This window comes from Mesorhizobium sp. M0189 (assembly GCF_040322135.1).
In the GTDB taxonomy this organism is placed as follows: domain Bacteria; phylum Pseudomonadota; class Alphaproteobacteria; order Rhizobiales; family Rhizobiaceae; genus Mesorhizobium.
In genome coordinates, this window is record NZ_JAMYSW010000007.1 from 152,971 (window position 1) to 178,894 (window position 25,924).

29 protein-coding genes are annotated in these 25,924 nt (G+C 63.4%); 18 read left to right on the forward strand and 11 right to left on the reverse strand.

The genetic code is table 11. The features are described from left to right. Positions 1-55 precede the first annotated feature (55 nt). Genes NKJ09_RS15575 through NKJ09_RS15590 form a run of 4 tightly spaced genes read left to right on the forward strand, consistent with a single transcriptional unit; the run spans position 56 to position 3,904 of the window. Positions 56-916, forward strand: a complete 861-nt coding sequence (locus tag NKJ09_RS15575; protein WP_352494731.1) for an FAD binding domain-containing protein — start codon at positions 56-58, stop codon at positions 914-916. Next, positions 916-1,392 carry a (2Fe-2S)-binding protein gene (locus tag NKJ09_RS15580; protein ID WP_352494730.1) on the forward strand — a complete coding sequence of 159 codons (477 nt, stop codon included), beginning with the start codon at positions 916-918 and terminating at the stop codon, positions 1,390-1,392. The genes NKJ09_RS15575 and NKJ09_RS15580 overlap by 1 nt, the downstream gene beginning before the upstream one ends. 2 nt (positions 1,393-1,394) lie before the next feature. After that, positions 1,395-3,659 (forward strand): xanthine dehydrogenase family protein molybdopterin-binding subunit, encoded by a 2,265-nt coding sequence (locus NKJ09_RS15585; RefSeq protein WP_352494729.1) that lies wholly within the window; start codon positions 1,395-1,397, stop codon positions 3,657-3,659. Continuing rightward, a complete protein-coding gene (locus NKJ09_RS15590; protein ID WP_023675441.1) occupies positions 3,659-3,904 on the forward strand; it encodes a MoaD/ThiS family protein in 246 nt (81 codons plus the stop codon). The genes NKJ09_RS15585 and NKJ09_RS15590 overlap by 1 nt, the downstream gene beginning before the upstream one ends. Before the next feature lie 274 nt (positions 3,905-4,178). Here the strand turns inward: NKJ09_RS15590 and NKJ09_RS15595 are convergent, their stop codons facing one another. Further along, on the reverse strand, positions 4,179-5,072 hold the full coding sequence (locus NKJ09_RS15595) for a LysR family transcriptional regulator (RefSeq protein ID WP_023720226.1): 894 nt from the start codon (positions 5,070-5,072) through the stop codon (positions 4,179-4,181). Positions 5,073-5,221: 149 nt separating this feature from the next. Between NKJ09_RS15595 and NKJ09_RS15600 the strand changes: the two genes are divergently transcribed. Genes NKJ09_RS15600 through NKJ09_RS15625 form a run of 6 tightly spaced genes read left to right on the forward strand, consistent with a single transcriptional unit; the run spans position 5,222 to position 10,045 of the window. After that, positions 5,222-6,412, forward strand: coding sequence for an MFS transporter (locus NKJ09_RS15600; RefSeq protein ID WP_352481976.1), 1,191 nt, complete (start codon positions 5,222-5,224; stop codon positions 6,410-6,412). After that, positions 6,409-6,879, forward strand: a complete 471-nt coding sequence (locus tag NKJ09_RS15605) for a cyclophilin-like fold protein (RefSeq protein WP_023720225.1) — start codon at positions 6,409-6,411, stop codon at positions 6,877-6,879. Before NKJ09_RS15600 ends, NKJ09_RS15605 begins: the two co-directional genes overlap by 4 nt. A 19-nt stretch (positions 6,880-6,898) precedes the next feature. Next, positions 6,899-7,294: a (R)-mandelonitrile lyase gene (locus NKJ09_RS15610; protein ID WP_352481974.1), complete on the forward strand. Its 396-nt coding sequence runs from the start codon at positions 6,899-6,901 to the stop codon at positions 7,292-7,294. 25 nt (positions 7,295-7,319) lie between these two features. Continuing rightward, a complete protein-coding gene (locus NKJ09_RS15615; RefSeq protein WP_352494728.1) occupies positions 7,320-8,336 on the forward strand; it encodes a zinc-dependent alcohol dehydrogenase family protein in 1,017 nt (338 codons plus the stop codon). Positions 8,337-8,394: 58 nt separating this feature from the next. Beyond that, complete coding sequence (locus NKJ09_RS15620; RefSeq protein ID WP_352481972.1) at positions 8,395-8,823, forward strand: lipocalin-like domain-containing protein; 429 nt, start codon at positions 8,395-8,397, stop codon at positions 8,821-8,823. Between the two features lie 40 nt (positions 8,824-8,863). After that, on the forward strand, positions 8,864-10,045 hold the full coding sequence (locus tag NKJ09_RS15625) for an arabinose transporter (protein WP_031194356.1): 1,182 nt from the start codon (positions 8,864-8,866) through the stop codon (positions 10,043-10,045). 33 nt (positions 10,046-10,078) lie between these two features. Here the strand turns inward: NKJ09_RS15625 and NKJ09_RS15630 are convergent, their stop codons facing one another. Next, entirely contained in the window at positions 10,079-10,312 is a 234-nt protein-coding gene (locus NKJ09_RS15630; RefSeq protein ID WP_352515698.1) for a hypothetical protein, read from the reverse strand. Here NKJ09_RS15630 and NKJ09_RS15635 point away from each other — a divergent pair. Then, positions 10,256-10,411 carry a GNAT family N-acetyltransferase gene (locus NKJ09_RS15635; RefSeq protein ID WP_352515705.1) on the forward strand — a complete coding sequence of 52 codons (156 nt, stop codon included), beginning with the start codon at positions 10,256-10,258 and terminating at the stop codon, positions 10,409-10,411. The two genes, NKJ09_RS15630 and NKJ09_RS15635, sit on opposite strands and share 57 nt — an antisense overlap. A gap of 201 nt (positions 10,412-10,612) precedes the next feature. Next, positions 10,613-11,176 (forward strand): GNAT family N-acetyltransferase, encoded by a 564-nt coding sequence (locus NKJ09_RS15640; protein ID WP_352481968.1) that lies wholly within the window; start codon positions 10,613-10,615, stop codon positions 11,174-11,176. A 90-nt stretch (positions 11,177-11,266) separates the two neighbouring features. On the opposite strand, the gene NKJ09_RS15645 is transcribed toward NKJ09_RS15640, so the two are convergent. After that, positions 11,267-11,665: a GFA family protein gene (locus tag NKJ09_RS15645; protein WP_023720218.1), complete on the reverse strand. Its 399-nt coding sequence runs from the start codon at positions 11,663-11,665 to the stop codon at positions 11,267-11,269. Positions 11,666-11,890: 225 nt separating this feature from the next. Beyond that, the gene (locus NKJ09_RS15650; RefSeq protein ID WP_352481967.1) at positions 11,891-12,343 is read right to left on the reverse strand and encodes an Lrp/AsnC family transcriptional regulator; all 453 of its coding nucleotides are present in this window, start codon (positions 12,341-12,343) and stop codon (positions 11,891-11,893) included. 118 nt (positions 12,344-12,461) lie between these two features. Between NKJ09_RS15650 and NKJ09_RS15655 the strand changes: the two genes are divergently transcribed. Beyond that, the gene (locus tag NKJ09_RS15655) at positions 12,462-13,472 is read left to right on the forward strand and encodes a nucleoside recognition domain-containing protein (RefSeq protein ID WP_352481966.1); all 1,011 of its coding nucleotides are present in this window, start codon (positions 12,462-12,464) and stop codon (positions 13,470-13,472) included. Positions 13,473-13,510: 38 nt separating this feature from the next. Here NKJ09_RS15655 and NKJ09_RS15660 read toward each other — a convergent pair whose 3' ends face one another. Further along, complete coding sequence (locus NKJ09_RS15660) at positions 13,511-14,623, reverse strand: TauD/TfdA family dioxygenase (RefSeq protein ID WP_352481965.1); 1,113 nt, start codon at positions 14,621-14,623, stop codon at positions 13,511-13,513. Between the two features lie 256 nt (positions 14,624-14,879). Beyond that, a complete protein-coding gene (locus NKJ09_RS15665) occupies positions 14,880-16,661 on the reverse strand; it encodes a chloride channel protein (RefSeq protein WP_352494726.1) in 1,782 nt (593 codons plus the stop codon). 260 nt (positions 16,662-16,921) lie between these two features. On the opposite strand from NKJ09_RS15665, the gene NKJ09_RS15670 reads away from it, so the two are divergent. Next, entirely contained in the window at positions 16,922-17,206 is a 285-nt protein-coding gene (locus NKJ09_RS15670; protein WP_023720213.1) for an SCP2 sterol-binding domain-containing protein, read from the forward strand. A 51-nt stretch (positions 17,207-17,257) separates the two neighbouring features. On the opposite strand, the gene NKJ09_RS15675 is transcribed toward NKJ09_RS15670, so the two are convergent. Both NKJ09_RS15675 and odc2 read right to left on the reverse strand, forming a co-directional pair. Continuing rightward, entirely contained in the window at positions 17,258-17,821 is a 564-nt protein-coding gene (locus NKJ09_RS15675; protein ID WP_352494790.1) for a GNAT family N-acetyltransferase, read from the reverse strand. Positions 17,822-17,955: 134 nt separating this feature from the next. Continuing rightward, positions 17,956-19,089, reverse strand: a complete 1,134-nt coding sequence (odc2, locus tag NKJ09_RS15680) for an ornithine/lysine decarboxylase (protein WP_352494725.1) — start codon at positions 19,087-19,089, stop codon at positions 17,956-17,958. A gap of 564 nt (positions 19,090-19,653) precedes the next feature. Between odc2 and NKJ09_RS15685 the strand changes: the two genes are divergently transcribed. The 4 genes from NKJ09_RS15685 (at position 19,654) to NKJ09_RS15700 (ending at position 23,660) form a co-directional block, all read left to right on the forward strand. Continuing rightward, entirely contained in the window at positions 19,654-20,853 is a 1,200-nt protein-coding gene (locus NKJ09_RS15685; protein ID WP_352494724.1) for an amidase, read from the forward strand. A gap of 1 nt (position 20,854) precedes the next feature. Beyond that, positions 20,855-21,754: a LysR family transcriptional regulator gene (locus NKJ09_RS15690; RefSeq protein ID WP_023720210.1), complete on the forward strand. Its 900-nt coding sequence runs from the start codon at positions 20,855-20,857 to the stop codon at positions 21,752-21,754. Between the two features lie 86 nt (positions 21,755-21,840). Next, positions 21,841-22,509 carry a DUF1007 family protein gene (locus tag NKJ09_RS15695; RefSeq protein ID WP_352494723.1) on the forward strand — a complete coding sequence of 223 codons (669 nt, stop codon included), beginning with the start codon at positions 21,841-21,843 and terminating at the stop codon, positions 22,507-22,509. Beyond that, on the forward strand, positions 22,506-23,660 hold the full coding sequence (locus tag NKJ09_RS15700) for a nickel/cobalt transporter (protein ID WP_352494789.1): 1,155 nt from the start codon (positions 22,506-22,508) through the stop codon (positions 23,658-23,660). Before NKJ09_RS15695 ends, NKJ09_RS15700 begins: the two co-directional genes overlap by 4 nt. A 25-nt stretch (positions 23,661-23,685) precedes the next feature. Here NKJ09_RS15700 and denD read toward each other — a convergent pair whose 3' ends face one another. The 3 genes from denD to NKJ09_RS15715 form a co-directional block, all read right to left on the reverse strand. Beyond that, a complete protein-coding gene (gene denD, locus NKJ09_RS15705; RefSeq protein WP_352494722.1) occupies positions 23,686-24,663 on the reverse strand; it encodes a D-erythronate dehydrogenase in 978 nt (325 codons plus the stop codon). A 1-nt stretch (position 24,664) separates the two neighbouring features. After that, positions 24,665-24,871 (reverse strand): hypothetical protein, encoded by a 207-nt coding sequence (locus NKJ09_RS15710; protein ID WP_031194351.1) that lies wholly within the window; start codon positions 24,869-24,871, stop codon positions 24,665-24,667. Between the two features lie 62 nt (positions 24,872-24,933). Beyond that, positions 24,934-25,917, reverse strand: coding sequence for a cation diffusion facilitator family transporter (locus NKJ09_RS15715; protein ID WP_023720205.1), 984 nt, complete (start codon positions 25,915-25,917; stop codon positions 24,934-24,936). Positions 25,918-25,924: the final 7 nt, after the last annotated feature.

A 25,924-nucleotide genomic window follows, 5' to 3' on the forward strand; every position in this document is an offset into this window, starting at 1 on the left:
TTGTGGAGAGACGGTTTATATCAGTTGATGTGACTATGACCACTAAGGGGAGACGATGCGTTACATACGTCCGCTTTCAATTGAAGACGCCGCCGGCCTGTTGGCCGGCTCAGCCGGCACGGCCGCCATCCTTGCCGGAGGCAGCGACCTCTTGGTGAGAATGAAAGGCGGCTTTATCGAACCCGACCTGATCGTCGACATCAAGGCGATCGACGGGCTTGGCGAGATCAGGGAAACAGCCGAGGGCTTCAGCATCGGCGCGGCGGTCCCCTGCGCAGTGCTGGGCGAGAGCAAGGCCCTGAAGAAGGCATGGCCCGGCGTCGTCGAAGCTGCGAACCTGATCGGCTCGAAGCAGGTGCAGGGACGCTGCACCATCGTCGGCAATCTGTGCAACGCCTCGCCGGCCGCCGACAGCGTGCCGGCGCTGGTGGCCGCTGGCGCCAAGGCGGTGGTCGTCGGCCCGGGAACCAGGCGCACGATTGCAGTGGAAGCGGTACCGACTGGGCCGGGCAAGACGTCGCTGGCCAAGGGCGAGATCATCGAGGCAATCCTGCTCGACAAACGTCTGCCGCGTTCGGGCGATGCCTATCTGCGTTTCATTCCTCGCACGGAGATGGACATCGCGGTGGTAAGCGCCGGCGTGAACCTGATGCTCGATGAGCAAGGTCGCGTCAAATTCGCCCGCCTGGCGCTGGGCGCCGTGGCGCCGACGGTGATTCTGGTCGAGGAGGCCGCCGAGGTTCTCATCGGCTCCAAGCTGGACGAAGCCACGCTGGAGAGGCTCGCCAAGGTCTGCTCGGGGGCCTGTCGTCCGATCGACGACAAGCGAGGCACTATCGAATTCAGACGGAAAGTTGCGGGTGTGCTGGCCAAGCGGGCCGCCACGACCGCCTATGCACGTGCAGGAGGCAAATGATGGCTGGTGTGGCAGTATCAACGACAATCAATGGCGACAATGTCGAGTACCTTTGCCAGCCGGACGAGACGCTGCTCGATGTCCTGCGCGATCGCCTGGGGCTGACGGGCGCCAAGGAAGGCTGCGGCACCGGCGACTGCGGCGCCTGCAGCATCATCCTCGACGACCGGCTGGTGTGCTCGTGCCTGGTGCTCGGCGCGGAGGCTGAAGGGCGGCGCATCGAAACCATCGAGGGCATGGCGCATGGCGACAAGCTGCATCCGCTGCAGCAGAAATTCCTGGAACACGCCGCGCTTCAATGCGGCATCTGCACGCCGGGCTTCCTCATAGCGGCCAAGGACCTGTTGGCCAAGAACCCCGATCCGACCGAGGAGGAGATCCGCTTCGGCCTCGCCGGGAACCTCTGCCGCTGCACCGGCTATGACAAGATCGTGCGTGCCGTTCAGGACGCCGCGAGCGTGATGAAGGGAGCATGACGATGAATTTCGATCCACGTTACTCCGGACGCAATTTCACCTCTGTCGGCACGCGCCCCATCCGTCCCGACGGCGTCGACAAGGTGACGGGCCGCGCACGCTATGGCGCCGACTTCAACATGGCCGGGCAACTGGTCGGGCGCGTTCTCAGAAGCCCCCATGCGCATGCCACGATCAGGAAGATCGACACGTCGAAGGCGGAGAAGCTCGCCGGCGTCAAGGCGGTGATCACCGCGGCCGACCTGCCCGACCTCACCGACGGCGATGCCGCCATGTACGACATCCTCGACAACTGCATGGCGCGCAAGAAAGCGCTCTACGACGGCCATGCTGTGGCCGCGGTCGCTGCAGTCGATGCCCGCACGGCGAGGCAGGCACTGAAGCTGATCGAGGTCGACTACGAGGTGCTGCCGCATGTCACCGACGTCGACGAGGCGATGAAGCACTCCTCACCCGTGCTCAACGACGCCATCTTCACCGAGGGCCTTGAGCAAAAGCCCGTCAAGCCTTCCAACGTCACCAAGCGCACCCAGTACGGCCATGGCGACATCCATGAAGGTTTCGGCCAGGCCGATTTCGTCGTCGAACGCTCCTTCAAGACCGAGCAGACGCACCAGGGTTATATCGAGCCGCATGCCTGCGTCGCCAATTTCAGCTCCGACGGCACCGCCGATCTTTGGGTCTGCACGCAAGGGCATTTCGTCTATCGCCAGCACTGCGCCCAGCTGCTTGGCATGGAGGCCTCGAAGCTGCGCGTCACCTCGTCGGAGATCGGCGGTGGTTTCGGCGGCAAGACCCATGTCTGGGCCGAGCCGGTGGCGCTGGCGCTGTCGCGCAAAGCCGGCCGGCCGGTCAAGCTGGTCATGACGCGCGACGAGGTGTTCCGCGCCTCCGGCCCGACTAGCGCCACCTCGATCGACGTCAGGATCGGCGCCCGTAAGGACGGCACGATCACGGCGGCCGAGGCCACGCTGCGCTATTCCTGCGGCCCCTATGCCGGCATGTGGGCTGAGATCGGCGCCATGACCGCCTTTGCCTGCTACAAGCTCGAGAACGTCAGGACGGTCGGCTACGAAGTGCTGGTCAACCGGCCCAAGACGGCGGCCTATCGCGCGCCGTCGGCACCGATGGCGGCGTTTGCGGTGGAAAGCGCGGTCGACGAGCTGGCCAAGGAGATCGGCATGGACCCGGTCGAGTTCCGGATCAGGAACGCGGCGCAGGAAGGCACCAGATCGTCCTACGGCCCGGTATACGGCCCGATCGGCATCGGCCCAACGCTGGAGGCGGCGAAGAGCCATCCGCACATGAAGGCGCCGCTCGGCAAGAACCAGGGCCGCGGCATGGCCTGCGGCTTCTGGTTCAACTTCGGTGGCCAGACCTGCACCGACCTCAACATCGGCATGGACGGTTCGGTCTCGCTTGCCGTCGGAACCGTTGACGTGGGTGGCTCGCGCGCCTCGCTTTCGCTGGTGGCGGCAGAGGAGCTCGGTATCCCCTATGAGCAGGTCAAGGCGGTGGTCGCCGATACCTCCAGCCTCGGCTACAACGATATGACGGACGGCAGCCGCGGCACCTTCTCGTCTTCGATGGCGACGATCTCCGCCGCTCGCAACGCCATCAAGATCCTGCGGGATCGCGCCGCGCAGACGTGGGACATCCCGGTCGACGACGTGGTCTGGGAAAAGGGCCACGCGATCGCTAGGGGCGAGAAGTACGGCAACCTTGCTGCGCTGTCGCTGAAGGAGATCGCGGCCGCTTCCGGAAAGACGGGCGGACCGATCGCCGGCCACAGCGAGCTCGTCGCCGACGGCGCCGGCGTCTCCTTCGCCACCCATATCTGCGATATCGAGGTGGATCCGGAGACCGGCTTCACCAGGGTGCTGCGCTACACCGTCGTTCAGGACGCCGGCAAGGCGGTGCATCCGACCTACGTCGAGGGGCAGTACCAGGGGGGTGCCGCGCAAGGCATCGGCTGGGCGCTCAACGAAGAGTACATCTACGGCAAGGACGGGCGGCTGCAGAACCCTGGCTTCCTGGACTACCGCATCCCGGTCTGCTCGGACCTGCCGATGATCGACACACAGATCCTCGAGATCCCCAACCCTAACCATCCCTACGGGGTGCGCGGCGTCGGCGAGACCTCGATCGTGCCGCCGCTGGCGGCGATCGCCAATGCAGTCTCGAACGCGGTCGGCGTGCGCATGGCGCATATACCGATGTCGCCGCCGCGCATCCTGGCGGCGATCGAGGCGGAACGGGAAGGCTGATGGTTGAAGTAACGCTCTGGGGATCGCTCGGCGCGATCGCCGGAGGCAAGAGCAAGGTCGAGATCGAGGCGAAGGATATTCGGGAGCTGTTCAGGAAGCTGGCTGAACAGTATCCCGGCCTCGAGCCCTACATCGATCGCGGCATCGCCGTCGCCATCGACGGGACGATCTATCGCGACACCTGGTCGAAGGAACTGCCGGAAGGGGCGGAGATATTCCTGCTGCCGCGTCTTGCCGGGGGATAACTGGACAACCGTGTCCCTACCATCGACGACCAAGACTTGGCCTAGGCTCGAGAAAAACCTTGGCTATCCACGAGAATTCTTGGCCAGTTCAGCCGGCGAGTTTGGCTCCTTTTCGATGACTGCTTCTGTGTCAATCACAGACATAGAGGCGAGCGAGCTACACGTCTGCTTTGAGGCGAAAGCAGCCGCCCGCAGCGTAGAAGTCAAATGGCTTGGATCAGAACCTACCATTTACCAATGTCAGCTTCATGATTCATAGGCACAGTCTTGGGAGTCAGATGCGATGGCGGAGCGCCTCAATGATCACCGCCATCGCAGGCGAGAGCTGTCGCCTGCTCGGGTAGTAGAGGTGATAGCCCGCAAATGGCGGACTCCAGTCGTCAAGCACGAGCCTAAGGCATCCCTTGGCGATGTGGTGGCTGACGAGGTTTTCCGGGACATAGGCGATCCCGAAACCGCTTATCGCAGCCTCGATCATGGGAATGGACGAATTGAAGGTGAGCTGGCCTTCCACGCGCACACGAAGGTCGCGGCCATCCCTGGCGAATTCCCAGGCATATAATCCGCCGAACGTCGCCTGCCGCATATTAATGCAGTCATGATCGACCAGATCCTGCGGTGCGGTCGGAACCGGATGGCGGGAAAAGTACTCCGGCGAAGCCACGGCCACGAGCCTCCAATCCGGCCCGATGCGCACTGCGATCATATCCCTGTCGATGCTCTCACCAAGCCGCACGCCTGCGTCGAAGCGCTCCTCCACAATGTTCTTCATGCCGTTGTCGCTGTAGAGTTCGACGCACACGTCAGGATAGTCGCTGAGTAAGGGCTGCAGCTTCGGCCAGACGGTCGTCTGGAGCGCATGGTCGGAAAGCGTGATACGGACCGTTCCGGAGGGCTTGTCGCGAAAGGCCACCAGGCTTGCGAGGTCCGCTTCGATTTCCTCGAAGCGGGGAACAAGAGATTGGAAAAGTCGCTCGCCGGCCTCGGTCGGTGCGACGCTCCGCGTCGTACGTGTCAGCAGGCGGACGCCGAGACGAGCTTCAAGCTCCTTGATTGTCGAACTCAGGGTCGACTGCGAGGTTCCGAGCTTGGCCGCCGCCTTGGTGAAGCTCCGTTCCCGCGCGACCGCCACGAACCATAGCAGATCCTTCATGCCATCGCGCTGCATAGGGTACCTCCCGTCGGATATTTATATCATGAGCAGATAAGTCCATGCGAATTACTTAGTCTAATAGAATGGGTTCCTCTGCAATATCTTCTGGCATCGCGACGGCGTTGGCGGCTGATCCGCCCGGTCGCCCTGCAAGGATGCCAATTATGGAAACGACGTACGACACAAGGCTTGTCGGTGACCGCGCCGCATGGGGCGCGGTTTTGGCGATGGCGCTGTGTGTTTTCGTGCTCATCGCGTCGGAATTCATGCCGGTCAGCCTGCTGTCGCCGCTAGCGGCCGATCTCGGCATCACCGAGGGCCGCGCGGGACAGGCGATCTCGATTTCGGGCGTTTTCGCCGTCGTGACCAGCCTGCTGGTCGCCGGCCTCACGCGCCATATCGACCGCCGACTGGTCGTGACCGGCTTCACCCTCCTCCTCATCGTGTCCGGTTTGGCTGTCACCTTCGCGCCGAACTACGCGTTCCTCATGGTCGGCCGGGCGCTGCTCGGCATCGCGATCGGCGGGTTCTGGTCGATGTCGACCGCGATCGTCATGCGCCTCGTGCCGCAAGACATGGTTCCGAAGGGTCTCGCCATGCTGAACGCCGGCAATGCCATTGCGGCCACCATCGCCGCGCCGCTGGGCAGTTTTCTTGGCGCCTATGTCGGCTGGCGCGGCGCTTTCTTCCTCGTCGTGCCGTTTGGGCTTCTGGCGCTGGCCTGGCAGTGGACAAGCCTGCCGGCGCTGCCCCCGCGCCGGGGGAAGCGTTCAGGCAATCCACTGGCGCTCCTCGGCCGTCTTCCCGTCGCCATCGGCATGGCGTCGATCATGATGCTGTTCATGGGCCAGTTCGCGCTCTTCACCTATCTGCGGCCCTTCCTCGAGGGCGTCACCCGGCTCGACATCGCTGCTCTCTCGGCGATCCTGCTGGCGATGGGGCTGGCGGGGGTGCTCGGCACATGGTGCGTCGGCCGGCTTTTGTCCACGCGTCTGTTCAGCATCCTCATCGTCATCCCGCTGGTCATGGCGGCCTTGGCCGCTGCGCTCATCGCCCTTGGTGCCCTCCCCGTACCCACAGCGCTGCTGCTCGTTGCCTGGGGCTTCTTCGGCACGGCCGCGCCCGTTGGCTGGGGCACGTGGCTCAGCCGGACGTTGCCGAACGACGCAGAGGCCGGCGGCGGGCTGCAGGTGGCAGTCATCCAGCTCGCCATCACCGGCGGCGCCGCGATCGGCGGCACGCTCTTCGATACGGTCGGCTGGTGGGGAGCGTTCACTCTAGGTGCAGTGCTGCTCTGCGGATCGGCGCTCGCCGCCCTTGCCGCATCGCATATGGCCCGGAGATCTTTGCCATGATCATCGAGCGTGCGCCGCTTAACCGCCGGACATTGCTCGGCGCCGCGCTCGCGGTGGCGGCCCTGCCTCGAGCAGCCGCCAGCCAAGAAGGCGAAGCCCCAGTCAGCCATGAGTCAACCAACATGAAGATCAGGATGATTTTCAACGGCCGCATCATGACCGCCACGCTCTACGACAATCCGTCGGCGCGCGATTTCTTTTCCATGCTGCCGCTCGATCTCAAGATCGAGGACTACGCGCATAACGAGAAGATCGCCTATCTGCCGCGCAAGCTGACAGAGAAGGGAAGTGGTCCGTTCGCCAACGAGCAGCCCTACGACCTCTGCTATTTCACGTCCTGGGGTAACCTGGCCATGTTCTACGCCGACTATCGCCATCCCGGGCTGATCAGGCTCGGCCGCTTCGACGAGGGCGAGCAGGCCCTGCACATTCGCGGCGAGTTCCCGCTTCGCATCGAACGCACTTGAGGACACAAAGGAGATCACCATGGACATTCTTCGCGCTGGCACGAGGCCTTCCGGCAAGGGACCACCTGACTGGTTCACCGGAACGGTGCGGATCGATCCGCTCTTCAATCCCTTCGATGCCGGGCGGGTTCAAGGCGCACAGGTGACCTTCGAGCCCGGCGCCCGCACCGCTTGGCACACGCATCCGCTCGGCCAGACGCTGATCGTCGTCTCGGGCCTGGGCCGCGTGCAGCGCGAGGCTGGCCCGGTCGAGGAAATCCGTGCCGGCGACGTCGTCTGGTTCGCGCCCGGCGAAAAGCACTGGCACGGCGCGTCGGCTCAGATTGCCATGACCCACATTGCTCTCCAGGAGGTCAAGGACGGCAAGGTCGTGGACTGGCTGGAACATGTCAGCGACGCCGACTACCGCGCTTGATCTTCTCCACTCGAAAGGAACCAAAATGCTCGCAACCGTTCTTCACAAACCGGGCGACATCCGCTGCGAGGAGATCGCTGATCCGAAAATCATGCGGCCGACGGACGCCATCATCAAGCTCTCGGCAAGCTGCATCTGCGGCTCGGATCTGTGGCCCTATCGCGGGCTGCAGCGGGTCGACGGCCCGATGCATATGGGCCACGAATATTGTGGCATCGTCGTCGAGGTCGGCGCAGAGGTGCGCACGGTGCGCCCCGGCCAGTTCGTCGTCGGCTCGTTCTGCCTCTCCGACAATACCTGCCCGCATTGCCGCTTCGGCTTCCAGTCGTCCTGTGTGCAGCGCGAGTTCATGTCGGGCGCGCAGGCGCCTTACGCCCGCGTGCCGTTGGCGGATGGCACACTGGTCGCCACCGCCGAGGTGCCGCCGGCCGAACTCATCCCTGACCTGCTGGCTGTGTCCGATGTGCTCGGCACCGGCTGGTATGCGGCCGACGCAGCCGAGGTCCGAGAAGGATCGACGGTGGTGGTGGTCGGCGACGGTGCGGTCGGCCTGATGGGCGTGCTTGCGGCCAAGGAGATGGGCGCCGAGCGCATCATCGCCATGAGCCGGCACGCCAGCCGCCAAAAACTCGCCCGCGAGTTCGGCGCGACCGACATCGTCGCCGAGCGCGGCGAGGAAGGTGTGGCCCGGATCAAAGAGCTCACCAAGGACGTCGGCGCGGACTCGGTGCTGGAATGCGTCGGCACGGCGGAATCCTTCGACCAGGCGCTGGCCTGCTCTCGCCCCGGCGGCACCATCGGCTATGTCGGCGTGCCGCACGGCGTGAACTTCGACGGCCAAAAACTGTTCTTCGGCCAGAAGCGCATGCTGGGCGGCCCGGCGCCGGTGCGCCGCTTCCTGCCCGACCTTATGGGCCGTGTGCTGCAAGGTCGGATCAAGCCCGGCAAGGTCTTCGACCTCAAGCTGCCGTTGGCCGAGGTCGCTGAAGGCTACCGCGCCATGGACGAGCGGCGCGCCATCAAGGTCATGCTTTCGGTGTGAGCGAAGATTGGGCGGACGGCCTGTCCGCACCCACAAATCAGAAAAGGAACAACGACATATGACGATGAGATTGAAGATTGCCGCCCTTGCGCTTTCGGTCGCCACGCCGGCTTTCTCGCAAGAGTCGCCGATCATCGGCGCATGGCGCATGAGGTCGCTCGAGGCCGGTGCCGAGGGAAGCCTCAAGCCCGTGCCATATTCCGGCCAGGTCATCTTCACCGAGGCCGGCACCCTGTCGGTGCAGGCGCAGAACCCCGACGCCAAGGCACCGGACACGCCTTACACAGAGAATGGCTACGAAGCCTATTACGGGCCGGTCGCTATCGACGACCAGGACAAGACCTTCGTCATCACGATCGAGTCCTCCCTGGTCCGCAACCTTGTCGGGAAGAGCATGAAACGCAAATTCGAAGTCTCGGACAACAAACTGGTCCTGACGCCGGACAATCCGGCCGAAGGCTGGCGCGTGACCTACGAACGTTACTGATCGGAACAGCCCGACTGTCAAAGTTTTATCGGTGGCCACAATGGCGCGGACTTCAGACCGAAATGGCGCGATAGCGGAACTGGTGCCAATCATGGCGGCTGTCTTCGCCGGCTTCCTCCTGATCGGCTTGGCGCTACCCGTCCTGCCGCTGCATCTTCACCAGCAGCTCGGCTTCGGCCCCTTCGCGGTCGGGCTGGTCACTGGCAGCCAGTTCGTCGCCTCGATGCTGTCGCGCATTGGGGCTGGAAACTATGCCGATGGGCGCGGCGGCAAGAGGGCCGTCGTCGTCGGCCTCATTGCCGCTGCCGTGGCGGGGCTATTTTACCTCGGCTCACTGACATTGCTCGACCGGCCGGTGGCGTCCGCATCGGCGCTGTTCGCCGGCCGGGCGGTACTGGGCGCGTCTGAGAGCTTCATCATCACCGGTGGCGTCGCCTGGGGCCTCTCCCTTGCGGGCGGACAGAACTCCGGAAAGGTCATAGCCTGGGTGGGCACGGCGATGTTCGCAGCACTCGCGCTAGGCGCGCCGATCGGATCTGCGCTTTATGCGGCGAGCGGCTTCACCGCGATCGCACTGGCGACGATCGTCCTGCCGCTTGCAACGCTGCTTGCCATCCTGCCGATGCGCGGCGCCAGCGCCGCCGCGAGCAGCGTGCCGCAGTCATGGAGGAGCGTGGCGCAAGCGGTCTGGCTTCCCGGAGTGGGAGCAGCTTTCAGCAGTCTCGGCTATGGTGCGATTCTGGCCTTCGGCGCGCTGCTCTTTGCCGAGCGGGGCTGGCAGCCGGTCTGGCTTCCCTTCACGGCCTATGCCGCGTCGCTGATCGTGGCAAGGCTATGCTTCGGCCACCTGCCTGACAGGTTAGGGGGCGCACGGGTCGCCATGATCTTCGTGGCTGTCGAGGCCGCAGGGCTGATGCTGATCTGGCTTGCGCCCGGGCCCGTTCTAGCCGCCATCGGAGCGGGCCTGACTGGCCTTGGCTACTCGCTGGTCTATCCCGGCCTCGGTGCCGAGGCCGTGAGCCGTCTTCCGCCACGCAGCCGCGGCCTGGCCATGGGACTCTACACCGTCTTCCTCGACGTGGCGCTCGGCTTCGGCAGTCCGGCGCTCGGCTTGGTCGCCGCATCGGCCGGGCTGCAATTCGTCTTCTTCGCCGTCGCGATGGCGACGCTTCCGGCGTTGGGCATCGCTCTGCTGCTGGGTCGCCGTAACGCTCCACTATAGAGCCGGATAGTCTGGGCTCGAGATGTCGCGCAACTACGATCGCTCCCGCTTCGCGGGAAGCTGAGGCATCAGCCGAACCTGCTTTTGGTGGCGATAGAGGCCGATCAGGTCGTCGGATCGATCATGGCCGGGTATGACGGCCATCGAGGGTAGATATCGCGCATCGCTACCCTGCAGTCCCATCGCCAAAAAGGGATCGGCGAGGCCCTCATCCACGAAGCGGAAAGGCGGCTCGCCGGCCTTGGTTGCATAAAGATCAACCTCCAAATTGTCGCTTCCAATTCGACGGTTCTTGGGTTCTACCGAAAGTGCGGATACGAGGTCGAGGAGCGCATAAGCATGAGCAAACTGTTACCGAAAGCTTGAGGTACTCCGCCGATTAACTCGTCGTCGCGGCTCGACGGCTCAGGTCCATTGGAATCTTGCTGCCGGTGATTATTGTGGCAGGCGAATCTCTCCGGGTGAATCGCGCTGCGGGACACGGCCGAAGCCGGGCGAAGTCCAGCCAGCCGGAGGGGCACACAACGCCCTACATATGGTCCAATTACTGGTGCAGTGAGAACATGCATGCAAATCGCATCCAAGCCACGCGTCCGGCTGGCAAGCCGTCAGGAACTGGATGAAATTGGCGGGCTCGTCTCCGACGCCTTCGCATCGTTACGGCCCGTTCTGGCGCCACACATCTTCGAGCCCTACGTGAACGACGCGCGGGATATCGCGGGGCGATGGGCGAAGGCTAGCGTCGCGGTGCTCGAAGCCGAGGGACGGCTCGTCGGGACGGTCACCTACTACGCCGATGCCGCCTTTGACCGCATGGGCTGGCCGCCCGGGCTGGCAGGCCTCAGGACCCTCGCGGTCGCTCCCTCGGCACAGGGCCGCGGATACGGCCGCGCGCTTTGCGAATGGTGCGTCATGCAAGCGCGTCGGCAAGGCTCAGGCGGCCTTGCGCTTCACACTGCCTCGTTCATGCCGTCTGCATGCAAGCTGTACGAGAGCCTTGGCTTCGAGAGACGCCCTGCTCACGACCTTTTCGCATCCGACATTATTGGCTTTGATCCAGCTCTCGGCGATCAGCAGATCATCGCCTACCTGCTGCCGCTCAAGCAGGTCGAGAGCAGCCACGATCGATAATGTTTGACCGCCGTTTGAACGGACGGGGGTATCATCTCGCTTCCGGACGCTGTCCTCAGCTTCCGCCGTTTGTCTCGATGCGAGCAGATCCTAGTCTTTCGTATAGTCAGGCCCAAAACGGGTCGGCAGGTTGTCGGCGAGTTTCAACCAAGGGAGCTTCTCCTCAAAGGCGACATGCAGCGTAGGTGCAAATTTTTCTGGCTCCTCCATCGCTGCCGCAAAAAAATGCATGACATCAGACATGTTCTTTGAGCGGAAGGACAGCGGCGTGCCACAGTGATCGCAAAATGTTCTTTCCACACCGGGAGAAGAGTTGAATACCTTCGGTAGCTTGCTCAGCCATCGCCATTGGCCGTTCAAGACGCCAATATAGGAGGTCATCGGCGCAGAACATTGCCGCCGACAACTTTCACAATGACAGACCACGCAGGCCTGTGCCGGGCCATCGACTTCAAAAGCAATAGCGCCACATAAGCAATGACCACGCATGCAAATTCTCCTTGAGTCAACAAGGACAGCTTCATGCCTGGGCGTGAGGGAGGCGCCATGAAATGCGTCGAGCTGGCGCCCAATTCCGACATTCGGCGCCAGCGATTGTCCTAGCGTGCGCTAGGCGTTCCTTCACTACCGCCTTTGCGGCATATTGAAAGTTCGTAAAGTTTCTTCGCCGGGCCGCTGAATTCACGGCCTAGCAGGTCTATCGCAACCCGAACACTACAGTGGAATTGCGGTCACTTCTTTGGCCGTTCGGATCACGAACATCGTTTGGTATCGCGCGACGTTGCTTCGGTCTCGGAACAGTCGCTCGCATAGCGCATCGAACTCTTCCATATCCGTCAGGCGGAGCATAAGGACGGCGTCGGTTTCGCCGCTCACGCTGTAGGCCTGAGTGACGGCCGGTTCCTGAGCGGCCAACTCGAGAAAGTCCCGCATATACTGCTCGCCATGACGCTCCAGTTCGACGGTGACGATCGCCTTCAAGCCCCGGCCAGCCTTTGCCGGTGCGAGAAGCGCGACAACGCGGCTGATGATGCCGCTTTTCTTCAGTCGTCGTATGCGGCGCAGGCAGCTCGAAGGGGAAAGCCCGACTAACCCCGCCAGTTTGGCATTCGTTCGTGAGGCATCATCCTGGAGCAGACTGAGAAGCCTTCTGTCGATCTTGTCCATCTCGGTCGCGCTCATCGTCGGTGTATTGCAATTTTATTGCACGAAATCGCAAACTTTGACCACAAATGCGAAGCGTCTCAGGTTACGCAGATGGCTCCAGGGATGATGGAGCAGCATGATGGCAATTTGCGCCGCCTTCAATCGCAAGACATTGGAAACGCTTGAAATCTATTGGGAACTGGTTCGCGTGATCGTTCCGGTTGCGATAGCCACGCGGCTCCTGCAGGACCTTGGCGTCATCCAGGCGATTTCTCCGTTCTTCTCCCCGCTCATGTTGCAGGTGGGGTTGCCACATGAACTCGCCTTTGCCTGGCTGACGGGATTGCTGGTCGGGATCTGGGGCGCGCTTGTGATCGTATTCACCTTGGTCCCGGTTTCGGCGCTCAGCACTGCCGAGATGACGGTTCTTTCGGCTCTCTTGCTGTTTGCACATGCCATTCCGATCGAGCAACGCATCATTCAGAGGGCCGGGCCGAGCTTCCTGGTCACCGCGGCGCTTCGTATTGGCGGGGGTTTGGTCTTTGCTATCCTTCTGCATCAGATATTCGCCATGACCGGATGGCTGTCAGGACCGGTGGCGCCGGCGTGGATGCCGACGAATGAAAGCACCGACTGGGGCGGCTTTCTCCTGGGCACAGTCAAAACCCTGGGCATCATGCTCATCGTTTTGCTTGCGCTAAGCTGGGTTATCGAGCTTCTCAAGATGGCGGGCATTTTGGAGTGGATGAACAGAGGACTTGCACCGCTCTTTCGGCTCGCCGGCATCGAAAAGCAGACGGTACCTTTCGCCGCTGTCGGCCTGTTTCTCGGGATTTCCTATGGCGCAGGACTGCTGATCCGCGAGGCGCGCACGCCTAGCGCGGAGCCGCGTCAGATATTCCTCGCCTGCGTGTTCATGGGTTTTGCCCATAGCCTCATTGAGGACACGTTGGTCGTTGTCGCACTTGGCGCCGATGCTACGAGCGTGCTTCTCGGTCGCCTAGCGTTTGCCGTGCTCGCGACCGCCGTGATCGCAAAAGTAATCAATGCGGTTCCCGACGCTCTTTTCTTCAAGACACTCTTCCACAAGGAAGAAGGCAGTTCGCGCAATCGGATTTCTGAGCCGGCGATTAGCGGACCGTTGACGTGAGCCGTCCTTACGCAGCAGCCGACATGTGTGTCGCATCACTATCGCGAGAGGACGCGAATCCGGCTCTGGAACTCACCACGATCGACATAGCATCCGCGCAGATGTCGCCGCCCGGTGTTCGGGTTGAACGATTGGCGGCCATGCAACACCCGGCGATTGTCGAAGACCGCCATTTCGCCGGCCTTCAGGCGGTAGGCTATTTGGAAACGCGGCCCGCGGATCATCATCATCAGCTTGCGATAAGCCGCATAAAAGGGCGCGCATAGGTCGGAGGGAAGGTCGATGACATCGACAAGATGGGCGTTGAACCGCAACTCCGTCACTTCCCCGTCGCGTTGCGTTACAATCACAGGAAACCGACCGCGCAGATCGTAGCTTTCATCGTGAAAACGATAGGGGATCTCGATCTCGCACAATAGGCGGTAGGCTTCCGGATCTTCCGCCTGTAGCGCGGCGACGACCGCAAACCCGTCGGCAAAGATCGATCCACCGCCCTCAGCGTCATTGGCGATACAATGCAGGAACTGGTAGCCGGGCGGCACCTCCTGGTTCGCGAGATCGGTGTGTAGCGGCAAGGCGACCGGCGTATAGGCCAGATTGTTCGGGTTCGGCATCGACACGACTTCGAACATCGTGCCGAAATTTGTCTGGCGCAGGAAACCAATCCGCTCGGCCGAACGCCGCCCCGCATCGGGATCATCGTCAAGCCCATCGACGATGGAGAGCCCGTATGCAGCCGTTGCCTTCAGCCAGGCGAGCAGATCGGCATCGCTTTGCAAGATGTCCCCGGCGGCGTGACGCGGCATGGTTTCAAGATTGATTGAGGCGTCCCAGAGTTTCGGAGCGATGTCGGCCGGATCGTCCCGCTTTCTGCCGGGACGGTAGGACTCAAAGAACTGGCTCGGGAATTCCTCCTCAGCCTGGTCGTTCTGCCAGACAATGCCCACAGCGCTGCCCCTGTCCCGCACGCTGATGGGTCTGAGCGAGGGGTCTACGCTGGTCAGGTCGAAAGTTCGTTCTTCGGTCTGCGGGTGAAACGCCGATGGTGCATTGTCCTTTAGCCAAAGCCAGGGGTAGCAGACTGTTTCGCCCGACACGAAAGTCACGGCAAGCGCGGTCTCCCGGGCTTCCACGGAAAGCAGGGTATTCATGATGATGTCTCTCTGAACACAGAATTTGATTTTCAGCTTGGATCAGGCCCGCAGGCCGTCAACCCAACGGTGGTGGCCACCACAAGCTCGGCTTCCCATAGCGATGGGATCCGGGATTTCTGTTCGGTTCTTCGAGCACGCCATCTCCAGGCGGAATCTGGCTCCAGATGAAATCTGGTTCAAAGCCACCGCGATGGTAGCGGTCATTCGCCGGCGGTGTCCAGCTAAATGCAGCGGGATCGCCATCCCCTCTCGGCTACCCCTCGCCCGACAGATCGCGCCGCGCCTTGTCGAGTTCCTCGGCATAGCGGCGCATCAGGTGGCCTTCGGTCAGCAAACCGACCACCTTGCGGTCGGTGAAATCCTCGACCACTGCCAATTCCTCGGCGCCGGCGCGCTGGAAGGTCTCGGCCGCCGACTGCACGTTCATGCTCGGCACCAGCACCGCATCCCTAAATTTGGCGAAGGACAGCACCGGCATCTCGTCATCCGACAAATGGCTGTGCAATTCGGCGACGATCAGCACGCCGACATAGTGCAGTTCGGCATCCACCGCGATGACGCGCTGCGAGGCACCGAGCGGCACCTGCTTGCGGAATGTTGCAAGCGTCGTTGAGGCGTCGATGGTGCGGACATCCTTGCGCATCATCGAGCCGACCGTCAGGCTGCGCATCCAGCCTACATCATGGGCGCTGCGGATGGTTTCGCCGCGCAGGTGAAAGCGCCATGTCGAGAAGGAATAGCCAAACGTTTCTCGCACCAGGATCGCCGCCATGAGCGAGGCGGCCAGCACCACGCCGGTCAGCGTCAGGTCGCGGGTCGATTCCAGCGCCAGGAAGGTCATCGTCAACGGGCCACCGACGACGCCGACGGCGAGCGAGGTCATGCCGACGACGGCGGCGACGGCGGGGTCGATGCCGGTCGCCGGCGAGACGAACGCCATCGCGCCGGCGAACATCTTGCCGAGCAGGGCACCGAGGAACAAAGAGGCAAAGAACAGCCCGCCGCGGAAGCCGGAGCCGAGCGAGATCGCCGACGCCGACAGCTTCAGCACGAAGACGCTGGCCACCACGGCCAGCCCGTAATTCATCGCGAATTCGCGGTGCAGCGCGCCATGGCCGCTGGACAGGACCTGCGGCGTGATCAGCCCCAGCAGCCCGACCATCACGCCGCCGATGGCTGGGCGCAACGAGGCGTCGATCGACAGCCGCGCAAAGATGCGCTCGATCAGGCTCACCAGATGCATGATGGCGATCGAAGCACCGCCACCCAAAAGCCCGAGCAGCATGAACGGCAAATACTGGCTGACGGTGAGCGCCGGCAGACCCGCGAGCTCCAGCGGAAACGGCACGCCGCCGAACATTTCGGCGGTCAGCGAGGCCGAGATCGCGGCGGCCATCACCGGCGCGACATTGGCGACCGAATAGATGCCGATGACCAGCTCGAAACCGTAGAAGGCGCCGGTCAGTGGCGCATCGAAGGCGGCGGCGATCGCGCCGGCCGCACCGCAGCCGACGAGGATGCGGACATCGTTGCGGCGCAGCCTGAACAAGCGCGCCAGCCGCGACGCCAGGCCGGAACCCACCTGCGTGTAGCCGGCCTCGAGCCCGACCGAAGCGCCGAAGCCGCTCGAGATCATCGTCTGCCCGGCGATGATGAAAGTGTCGGTCAGCGACATGCGGCCGCCGTAAAGGGCGTTGGCTTCGATCGGATCGACCGGCGTGCGGAACTTCCGCTTTCTCAGCCAGATCACCGTCAGCCCGAGCAGGATGCCGCCGATCGCCGGTATCAGCGCTTGCTCCGGCCTTTGCAGCGAAAACATCGCCGAAAGCCGACCACCGGGCTGAACGCCGAACATAAGCCCATGCAGGACCTGCACCAGTTCGCTCATGCCGGTGACCAGCGCACCCGCTATCACCCCGACCAAAGCCGCCAGAATGACGACGGCGATGCCGCGCGCCTCGAGCAGCGGGATCGATCGGATCAGCACCGCGCGCAGTCGGCGGGCATAGACTTGCGGTTCGTTTCTGGAAAGCACCGGGGCGGCTCGCCGATATCAAAAGGGGAGTGGTGCCTGATACGCCCGGCGGCTTTGCATGGCAACAATGCCGGCCGCCAAGGTGTCATGCCCGCGTGATGCTGCGGCGATAAAGCCCATCTTCAGCTCGGGGAACCGCGTTGACGTAAACGTCAACCCGAAGCTATATGCGCCGACCGTGGCTGTAAAACCAGGCAAGCGGCTTCGGCCGGGTCGAAGCGCCAAGGCGCGACAAACGCAACCAGACGAGGAGAACCGCCATGAGCGTTCAGGAGATTGCCGACAAGATCAGGTCGCGCGTGGCGAGCGCCGGGTTCGATCGCTCCGTGAAATTCGACACCGGCAGCGACGGCGTCATCGTCATCGACGGCGCCGATGTCTCGACCACCGATGCACCGGCAGATTGCACCATACAGCTGTCGCTCGACGATTTGGACTCGCTGATATCAGGCGATCTCAACCCGACCATGGCCTTCATGTCCGGCAAGATAAAGGTCGAAGGCGACATGAGCGTCGCCATGGCGCTCAGCCAGCTGATCGGCTGATCGCTTAAGGTGAGACAAGCCGCCGCGCGCGACGACGGCGGCTTCGAACCATCAGGCAGCGAGCGACAGCCGCTGCGCCTTCAGCTTGCGCCCGGCCGCCTTCAACGTGCCCTGCGCGCCGTCGAGCGCGCCGACCACCAGTTCCCGCGCCAGCAGGCGGTGCCGCTCGTAAGGCCCCGGCATGGCCAGCGAGCCGGTCTTTGCGGCCGAAAACCCGAAGCGCTCGTAATAGGGTGCGTCGCCGACCAACAGGATCGCCGCATGGCCAAGCCGCTCGGCCTCAGTCACTGCATGGCGCATCAGCGCCGAGCCGATGCCGGCATTTTTCAGCGCCGGGTCGACCGCAAGCGGGCCGAGCAGCAGCGCTGCCTTGCCGCCCTCGCCCAGCACCACGTCCCACAGCCGCACGGTGCCGGCAACAGCGCCCGACGCATCGCGCGCGACAAAGGCAAGGCCCTCCGAAGGCCGGCGGCCGCGCCGCAGCTTTTCCGACGACTTCTTCCGGCGCTTCGGCCCCATGGCGCGATCGAGCAAAGCCTCGCGCGCACCGATATCGGCAGCGGTTTCGGCAGTGATGACAAAAGCGCCGGCATTCTCCCCCCTCGAGGGGGACATCCCCGCGGCGCCTTCAACAATGAAATCCAAAACGTCCATTTCCGCGATCCTTCACGAGCGGATTGTTCCACAGGCGAGCCCGGGCGGGCGACAGGCGCCCACCTCGGGATGATCTGATCGGTTCTTTCGAACCGTCAGATCACGTAGGATCGGAGAGGTTCGAAGCCGTTGAAGGCAACCGAGGCGTAGGTCGTCGTGTAGGCACCGGTGCCCTCGATCAGCACCTCGTCGCCGATGGTCAGCGACAAGGGCAGCGGATACGGCGTCTTCTCGTACATCACGTCGGCCGAATCGCAGGTCGGGCCGGCGAGCACGCAAGGCGCGGTCTCGGTGCCGTCATGCGCGGTGACGATCGGGTAGCGAATCGCCTCGTCCATGGTCTCGGCCAGACCGCCGAACTTGCCGATGTCGAGGAACACCCAGCGCACATTGTCGTTGTCGGCCTTCTTCGAGATCAGCACGACCTCCGACTTGATGACGCCGGCATTGCCGACCATGCCGCGGCCCGGCTCGATGATCGTCTCGGGGATCGCGTTGCCGAAGTGCTTCCTGAGCGCCGAGAAGATCGCCTGGCCATAGGCCTGCGCCACCGGCACATCCCTGAGATAGCGGGTCGGGAAGCCGCCGCCCATATTGACCATCTTCAGCACGATGCCCTCTTCGGCGAGCGTCGCGAACACCTTCTTGGCGTCGCCCAGCGCGCGGTCCCAGGCGGTCAGGTCGGTCTGCTGCGAGCCGACATGGAACGACACGCCATGGGCGTCGAGACCGAGCGCCCTGGCATGGCGCAGCACGTCGACCGCCATCGCCGGCACACAGCCGAACTTGCGCGACAGCGGCCATTCGGCGCCCTCACCGTCGGTCAGGACGCGGCAGAACACGCGGGCGCCGGGAGCGACACGGGCGATCTTCTCGACCTCCTCGACGCAGTCCACCGCAAACAGCTTGATGCCGAGCTGGTAAGCGCGCTGGATATCGCGCTCCTTCTTGATGGTGTTGCCGAAGGAAATGCGGTCCGCCGGCGCACCAGCGTCCATCGCCATCTCGACTTCGGCAACGGAAGCGGTGTCGAAGGACGAGCCCATCGCAGCAAGCAGGCGCAGGATTTCCGGCGCCGGGTTTGCTTTCACCGCATAGTAGATCTTGGAATCGGGAAGCGCCTTCTCGAAGGCGCGGAAATTGTCGCGCACGACATCGAGGTCGACGACGAGGCACGGGCCGTTCGGACGTCGGGTAGCGAGGAAATCAAGGATGCGCTGGGTAGCCATCGGGGTCTCTCCATCAGCGCCTTTCGGCGCGCACAAAGGCTTGCGGACGCGGGCTCTCGGCCTCGCGAACACGCGGTGGACAAAGGCGGGACGGAAATCCATGGAACCAGCCGGTGGAGACCCCGGAACCATGAAGCGCCGTCTCGCGGCGGTGAACCTTGGCCTTGCCCGGCCTCGGTTCGCTTTGTCTGCCTTGGCTTGGATGGGAGACCCCGTCCGCACTGCCGGCAATGAAGGTGTGCCTCTTCAGTAACCCCGGTCTTTGGACGACCGGCAGAACACCAGAAAGGCCCGCACCGTCGTTGCTTCAAGGTGTCCTCGGTTGGCGGTTGGCCGCTAAACCGACTGAAGGGGTTGGCTCCAGTTACCTTACCGATTGCCCTCACCATTCGAGGATCGGCGGACACCCACAGGCACGTGCGACTTTGGGCAAGCGCGATATAAGAGCGAAAGATTTCACAATCAATAAAAATCGTATGGCAGGTTGTAAAATTTGTGGCATCGAACAATGCTGCGGCAACCAGAAGAACAATGCTGCGGCAAGCACATCCGGATATCGAACGCATGACAGGCACTCGCGGCCCGCTGAACGCTTTTCTCGACCTTGATCAAACCCCTGTAGCCAATGCGAAATCCGGCCCGCTTGCCGGCTTGCGGCTGGCCGTCAAGGACATCTTCGACGTCGCCGGCTACCGCACCGGCTGCGGCAATCCTCAGAAATACCGGGACGCTTCACCGGCCATGGCGACCGCGCCGGCCGTCCAGGCGCTGCTTGATTCGGGTGCGCGTTTCGTCGGCAAGACGCAGACCGACGAACTCGCATTTTCCCTGCTGGGGCTGAACGCGCATTTCCCGTCGCCGGTCAATCCGGCGGCACCCGATCGCGTCACCGGCGGCTCGTCCTCCGGTTCTGCCGCGGCTGTCGCCGGCGGGCTTGCCGACATCGCCACCGGCTCCGACACCGGCGGCTCGATCCGTGCGCCGGCAAGCTTCTGCGGCCTGATCGGCCTCAGGACGACGCATGGCCGCATCCCGCTCGACGGCACCATGCCGCTGGCGCCTTCGCTGGACACGGTCGGCTGGTTCGCCAGGGATATCGTCGCCTACGAAAAGGTCGGCACGGTGCTGCTCGGCGACGATCCGCATCGCCACGAACTGGTAAGCCCTCTTGCCCTCGACGCGCTGGACAGCCTCGTGCTCGGCCCGCTGGAGGCCGAGGAATATCGCGCCATGGTCCGCGGTGTCGCTACGGTGCTGGGAGCGCCGCGCAGCGTTGGCCCGCTGTCGCATTCAATCGACGATCTTTATTGGTGCTTCCGTAAGCTGCAGGGCTATGAAGCCTGGCAAAGCCACGGCGCCTGGATCGCCGGCGGCGACCGCATGCTCGGCCCCGGCGTCAGGGAGCGCTTCGAGCATGGCGCGACCATCAGCGCGACAACCGCGCAGCACGAAACGGAACGTCGCGTTTCGTTTCGCCTCGAACTTGCCGGCCTGCTTGGCGACGACGGCGTTCTTGTGCTTCCGACCGCTCCGGGTGCCGCGCCGCTCAAGGCCGCGACATTCGACGATTTGCAGACCTATCGCGAGCGCGCGCTGAGACTGCTATGCCTTTCCGGCCTGTCCGGTTTTCCGCAAATCACGCTGCCGCTCGGCAGAGCCGAAGGCGCGCCGTTCGGACTTTCGCTGCTCGGTCCGAAGAACAGCGACCGGCAGCTGATTGCGCTGGCCGCCCGCATCCTTTCAGCCCGCCAAGGAGGCGCATGACATGGATACGCTGACCCGCATGCGTGCCTTCATCGACGTGGTCGAGGCCGAAGGCTTTTCGGCGGCGGCGCGCAAGATCGGCCGCTCCAAGGCGCTGTTGTCGAAATACGTGCGCGAGCTCGAGGACGAGCTCGGCGCGCTGTTGCTCAACCGGACCACCAGGCAGTTCTCCCTGACCGAGGCCGGCCACACCTATTACCGGCGCGCCTCGGAGATCGTGCGCGAGGTCGACAGCCTTGCCGATGCGGTGCGCGAATCCTCCGGCGACGTGCGCGGCAGGATCAAGCTGTCGGCGCCGCGTACTTTCGCCGACGCGCCGATCGGCCAATCGCTGATCGACTTCGCCAAGCAGCATCCCGACATCGTCCTCGACATTCATCTCGACGATCGCTTCGTCGATCTAGTCGAGGAGGGCTTCGATCTGGCGGTGCGCATTTCGCGGCTGGAGAATTCCTCGCTGATCGCCAGGCGCCTGGCGCCATTTTCGGTACGGCTTTGCGCGTCTCCCGAACTGATCGCCAAGCACGGCATGCCGGTCAGGGCGCAAGACCTTGCCCGCGTGCCTTGCATCATCGACACCAATGGCCGCTGGCTCACCAACTGGCCGTTCAAGGGCGACAGCGGCGATACCGTGAGCGTTTCGGTTTCCGGCCCGATCGAGGTCAACAGCCCGATGGCGGCAAGGGCCGCTGCCGTGGCTGGATTGGGATTTTCCATCCTGCCAGATTTCATCGCCGCGCCCGACATCGAAAGCGGCAAGCTGGTGACTGCGCTGGATGACCGCATCCTGCCCGGCGGCGGCATCTTCGCCGTCTATCCGCACCGGCGCTATCTGCCTGCAAAAGTTCGCGTATTCGTCGACTTCCTGGTGCAGTGGTTCAAGGCGCTGGACACCGCATGAGCTTTCAGCCGGCTTGCGGTCCCATTTTCGCCCCCTTTCTGGTAACTGTCGGCAATTCACCGAAGCCGATTGAATTGCGACCGAGAATGCACCTGAAACAGCAAGCAATCATGCTGGCTTCGGCCTTGACCGCGACTATCGCCGCCGTCGGACCGGCCGAGGTGCATCCCCACGTCTTCGCCGAGGCACGGCTCGAAGTGGTCCTCGGCCCGGATCACCAAACTGTGAAGGCATTGCGCCATGTCTGGCGCTTCGACGACTTGTTTTCGAGCACGGTGATGATGGAGTTCGACAAGAATTCCGACCTGAAGCTCGACGACAAGGAGCTGAAGGATGTTGCCGACACCGTCCATGCCTCGCTTGCCGAATTCAACTACTTCCAGCTCGTCACCGTCGACGGCAAGGACGTGGCAATGACCCCGCCGCCGCAGCTGATGGCCAATTTCGACAACGACCAGTTGATCATCCTGTTCGAATCTGAACCGAAGGCGCCGATCAAGCTCAGCGGCAAGATCGACATCGGGGTGTACGACCCGACCTTCTACACCGCGATCGATTTCACCGAGGATGCCCATCTGCAGGTCGATGGCCTGCCGCCGACCTGCACCAGCAAGGTTGTCCGCCCGAATCCGGATGAGGCGATCGCCCAGAACCAGAAGACCCTGACCGACGCGTTCTTCAACGATCCGACGGGCACCGACATGAGCAAGATCTTTGCCACCAAGCTTGAACTGACCTGTCAGCCGGAAGGATAGATCCAGTGACGAAACCGTCCCTGCGTTTGGCAGTCGGTCTTCTGGCCGCCGCCTTTGTGATGACGCATTTTCTCGGCTCCGCCCACGCCCAGAGCTCGCTCGGCATCGGCACCAATGACGGCATGGCTCCAACCGCCACCGGCCCGTTCGCCCACATCCTGATGTGGATCAATCTGCGCCAGCAGGAATTCTATCATGCGCTTGCCGGCGCGATGAAGGCGATGCGCCAGGACGGCAGCAACATGTGGCTGCTCATCGGCCTGTCCTTTGCCTATGGCATTTTCCACGCTGCCGGCCCCGGTCACGGCAAGGCGGTGATCTCGTCCTACATGGTGGCCAATGAAGTGGCGCTCCGGCGCGGCATCATGCTGTCCTTCGTCTCGGCCCTGCTGCAGGCGCTGACCGCGATCGTGGTGATGCTGCTCGCCTATTTCGTGCTGCGCGGCACCGCGATATCGATGACCGACGCCGCATGGTTCCTCGAAATCATGAGCTATGTCTTCGTCACCCTGTTCGGCGCCTGGCTGCTGTGGCGCAAGGCCGGCCCGGCCATCCTTCGCCTGTTCGGCGCAAATCCCGGCTACAGCCTCTCGGCTGCCCATGCCGGCCATTCACATGCCGGCCATTCACATTCCGCGCATGCCCATGCGGCACATTCCCACGCGCTTCATGCGCATGACGATCACGACCATGCGCATGACCATCATGACCACGGCGCACAGGACCACGCCCATGCTGCGCACGATCACCACAGCCATGCGGCGGGGGAGGTCTGCGAGACCTGCGGGCACTCGCATGCGCCCGACCCGGCGCTGCTTTCCGGCGATCGCTTCGACTGGCGCACGGCTTGGTCGGCGGTGGCTGCCGTCGGTATCCGCCCCTGTTCCGGCGCGCTGATCGTGCTGAGCTTCGCCTTGCTAAATGGGCTGTGGTTCGGCGGTATCCTGTCGGTGCTGGCCATGGCGTTAGGCACCGCAATCACCGTCTCGGCTCTGGCGACGCTTGCGGTCACCGCGAAGAACTGGGCGGTGTATTTCGCCGGCGACGGCCGCATGGGCAACCGCATCCATTCCTTCGTCGAAATCGGCGGTGCCGCCTTCGTCTTCCTGTTCGGTCTGCTGCTGCTATCGGCCAGCCTGACTGGCGCCTGACCTCGTTGCGCCCGATCGGGGTGCTTTAACTAGGGATCCTGCCGCCCAACTCGTCCTCGATATGGACGCGTATGATCTCGTCGAAGCTCGTTTCGGCAGCGAAGCCAAACTCCCTCGAGCGCCGCGCCTCGAAGCGTGTCGGCCAACCCTTCACGATCGCCCAGATCGTCTCGTCGGGCTCCTCGCGGATCAGTTTGACCGCCTTGGCGCCGGCAACACGTTCCAGCGCTTCGATCTGTTCGCCGACACTGACGGCGACGCCCGGCATCGTCAGGTTGCGGCGCGGCCCGACTGCAGCGCCGTCAATTCCAGCCGCATGGATCAAAAAATTCACCGCCGAACGCGGGCTGGCGTGTGTGTGGACGACCGAGCGCGGCACCGGCAGGATGGCTTCATGGCCGCTCAGCGGCTCGCGGATGATGCCGGAGAAGAAACCTGAGGCCGCCTTGTTCGGCTTTCCCGGCCTGACGCAGATGGTCGGCAGCCTGATGCCGATGCCGTCGAAGAAGCCACGCCTGGTATAGTCGGCAAGCAGCGCCTCGCCCATCAGCTTCTGCGTGCCGTAAGAGGTCAGCGGCGTCGGGTGGAACTCGTCCGGAATGATTTCGGGAAACGGCGCGCCGAACACGGCGATCGATGAGGTGAAGACGAGGCGCGGCGCAAATGCCGCCAGCCGGACGGCATCGAATAGCGCCCTTGTGCCATCGAGATTGACGCGGTAGCCGAGATCGAAATTGGCCTCCGCTTCACCCGACACCACGCCGGCGAGATGGAAGATCACGTCGGGCCGCGGCGCGACCAGATTTGTCGTCGCGCCCGGCGCGGCAAGGTCGCCGGTGTGGACGCTGATGCTGACGCCTTCGAGGGCGGGCGCCTGCGGTGGCACGATGTCGTGAAGGTCGAGCGCGGCGATCTTGCGGCCGCCGAGTGTCCCGTCCTTGGCCAGCCGGGCAATGAGCTTGCGGCCGACCATGCCTGCCGCGCCGGTAATCAGAATGCGCATGTCACTTTCCCTTTTTGCGCTGGCTGCGGCTACGCAGCCAGAACACGACGAAGATTGCCACCATGAAGATCGCGGCGACGACGCCGGCAAGAACCGTCGAGACGTTGCCGACCGCCAGCATCACGGTTGGAAGATAATAGGCTGCGATGCCGAACAGCAGCAAAATCCAGGCGGCGCCGATTGCCGCATTGCGGGTGTCGCGGTCCATCACGCGGCCCCAGGGTAGCGGGCGTTCATGTCGATCGTTGCCAATACCAGGAACTCCCGAAATCAGTGATAGTGGCCACGGTGCGGTGCCGCATCATGCGCGTGATCGTGCTCGCCATCATGCTCATGGCTGTCGGCACATTGGCCGAATTCCGGTTCGACGGTGGCATGGGCTATGCCATGCTCCTGCGCAAGCCGTTTCTTGATCGCGCTGACCGCCATATGCGCGTCGACGCCGTCATTGAGGCAGGCATGCAACGTCGCCATGTTGCTGGAACCGTCGATCGACCAGACATGCATGTGATGCACCTCGCGCACGCCCTTGATCGAGCCTTCGATGTCCCTCGCGATCAGGTCGCGGTCGAGGCTTGCCGGCACGCCTTCGAGCAGGACGTGGGCAGCCTCGCGCATCAGCGACCATGCCGTGGACAGGATCAGCAGCGCGACAAGGACCGATAGGATCGGATCAATAGGCGTCCAGCCCGTCGCCAGGATTATCAGCGCCGCGATGATCGCCGCGGCCGAGCCAAGCAGGTCGCCGAGCACGTGCAGGATGGCGCCGCGCATGTTCAAGCTGTCACGGTCGCCGCCATGCAGCACGAAGAAAGAGCCGATGTTGACCGCAAGGCCGGCAATCGCAACGACCAGCATCGGCCCACCGAGCACGGGCTCAGGCGTCAGCAAACGCCCCCAGGCCTCATAGACGATCCACAGCGCAATGGCGAAGATGGCGATGCCGTTGGTGTAGGCGACCAGTGTCTTGACCCGGCCGAAGCCGTAGGTGAGGCGCACGGTCCCCGGTCGGCTCGCAAGATGAAAGGCATACCAGGCAAGGCCGAGCGCAATGCAGTCGGCAAGCATGTGGCCGGCATCCGCCAGCAGCGCCAGCGATCCCGTCAGGAGACCGCCAAGCGCTTCGACGACCATGAAGCCGGCGGTCAGGCAAGCCGCGATCAGCACGCGCTTCTTGTCGGTCGAGCCATGCACATGCCCGGCACCGTGACTGTGGTCGTGGCCCTGCGCGGCATGGTCGTGGGTATGCGCCATCTATGAG

Excerpts from the sequence above, each read along its gene's own strand:
- NKJ09_RS15695 (WP_352494723.1), top strand. The coding sequence starts at position 21,841 with ATGCACCTGAAACAGCAAGCAATCATGCTGGCTTCGGCCTTGACCGCG.
- NKJ09_RS15710 (WP_031194351.1), bottom strand. The coding sequence starts at position 24,871 with ATGGACCGCGACACCCGCAATGCGGCAATCGGCGCCGCCTGGATTTTG.
- NKJ09_RS15585 (WP_352494729.1), top strand. The coding sequence starts at position 1,395 with ATGAATTTCGATCCACGTTACTCCGGACGCAATTTCACCTCTGTCGGC.
- NKJ09_RS15600 (WP_352481976.1), top strand. The coding sequence starts at position 5,222 with ATGGAAACGACGTACGACACAAGGCTTGTCGGTGACCGCGCCGCATGG.
- NKJ09_RS15645 (WP_023720218.1), bottom strand. The coding sequence starts at position 11,665 with ATGCGTGGTCATTGCTTATGTGGCGCTATTGCTTTTGAAGTCGATGGC.
- NKJ09_RS15690 (WP_023720210.1), top strand. The coding sequence starts at position 20,855 with ATGGATACGCTGACCCGCATGCGTGCCTTCATCGACGTGGTCGAGGCC.
- denD (WP_352494722.1), bottom strand. The coding sequence starts at position 24,663 with ATGCGCATTCTGATTACCGGCGCGGCAGGCATGGTCGGCCGCAAGCTC.
- NKJ09_RS15655 (WP_352481966.1), top strand. The coding sequence starts at position 12,462 with ATGGCAATTTGCGCCGCCTTCAATCGCAAGACATTGGAAACGCTTGAA.
- NKJ09_RS15640 (WP_352481968.1), top strand. The coding sequence starts at position 10,613 with ATGCAAATCGCATCCAAGCCACGCGTCCGGCTGGCAAGCCGTCAGGAA.
- NKJ09_RS15610 (WP_352481974.1), top strand. The coding sequence starts at position 6,899 with ATGGACATTCTTCGCGCTGGCACGAGGCCTTCCGGCAAGGGACCACCT.
- NKJ09_RS15615 (WP_352494728.1), top strand. The coding sequence starts at position 7,320 with ATGCTCGCAACCGTTCTTCACAAACCGGGCGACATCCGCTGCGAGGAG.
- odc2 (WP_352494725.1), bottom strand. The coding sequence starts at position 19,089 with ATGGCTACCCAGCGCATCCTTGATTTCCTCGCTACCCGACGTCCGAAC.
- NKJ09_RS15620 (WP_352481972.1), top strand. The coding sequence starts at position 8,395 with ATGACGATGAGATTGAAGATTGCCGCCCTTGCGCTTTCGGTCGCCACG.
- NKJ09_RS15660 (WP_352481965.1), bottom strand. The coding sequence starts at position 14,623 with ATGAATACCCTGCTTTCCGTGGAAGCCCGGGAGACCGCGCTTGCCGTG.
- NKJ09_RS15715 (WP_023720205.1), bottom strand. The coding sequence starts at position 25,917 with ATGGCGCATACCCACGACCATGCCGCGCAGGGCCACGACCACAGTCAC.
- NKJ09_RS15625 (WP_031194356.1), top strand. The coding sequence starts at position 8,864 with ATGGCGCGGACTTCAGACCGAAATGGCGCGATAGCGGAACTGGTGCCA.
- NKJ09_RS15685 (WP_352494724.1), top strand. The coding sequence starts at position 19,654 with ATGACAGGCACTCGCGGCCCGCTGAACGCTTTTCTCGACCTTGATCAA.
- NKJ09_RS15575 (WP_352494731.1), top strand. The coding sequence starts at position 56 with ATGCGTTACATACGTCCGCTTTCAATTGAAGACGCCGCCGGCCTGTTG.
- NKJ09_RS15675 (WP_352494790.1), bottom strand. The coding sequence starts at position 17,821 with ATGTCCCCCTCGAGGGGGGAGAATGCCGGCGCTTTTGTCATCACTGCC.
- NKJ09_RS15605 (WP_023720225.1), top strand. The coding sequence starts at position 6,409 with ATGATCATCGAGCGTGCGCCGCTTAACCGCCGGACATTGCTCGGCGCC.
- NKJ09_RS15670 (WP_023720213.1), top strand. The coding sequence starts at position 16,922 with ATGAGCGTTCAGGAGATTGCCGACAAGATCAGGTCGCGCGTGGCGAGC.
- NKJ09_RS15590 (WP_023675441.1), top strand. The coding sequence starts at position 3,659 with ATGGTTGAAGTAACGCTCTGGGGATCGCTCGGCGCGATCGCCGGAGGC.
- NKJ09_RS15580 (WP_352494730.1), top strand. The coding sequence starts at position 916 with ATGGCTGGTGTGGCAGTATCAACGACAATCAATGGCGACAATGTCGAG.
- NKJ09_RS15650 (WP_352481967.1), bottom strand. The coding sequence starts at position 12,343 with ATGGACAAGATCGACAGAAGGCTTCTCAGTCTGCTCCAGGATGATGCC.
- NKJ09_RS15595 (WP_023720226.1), bottom strand. The coding sequence starts at position 5,072 with ATGCAGCGCGATGGCATGAAGGATCTGCTATGGTTCGTGGCGGTCGCG.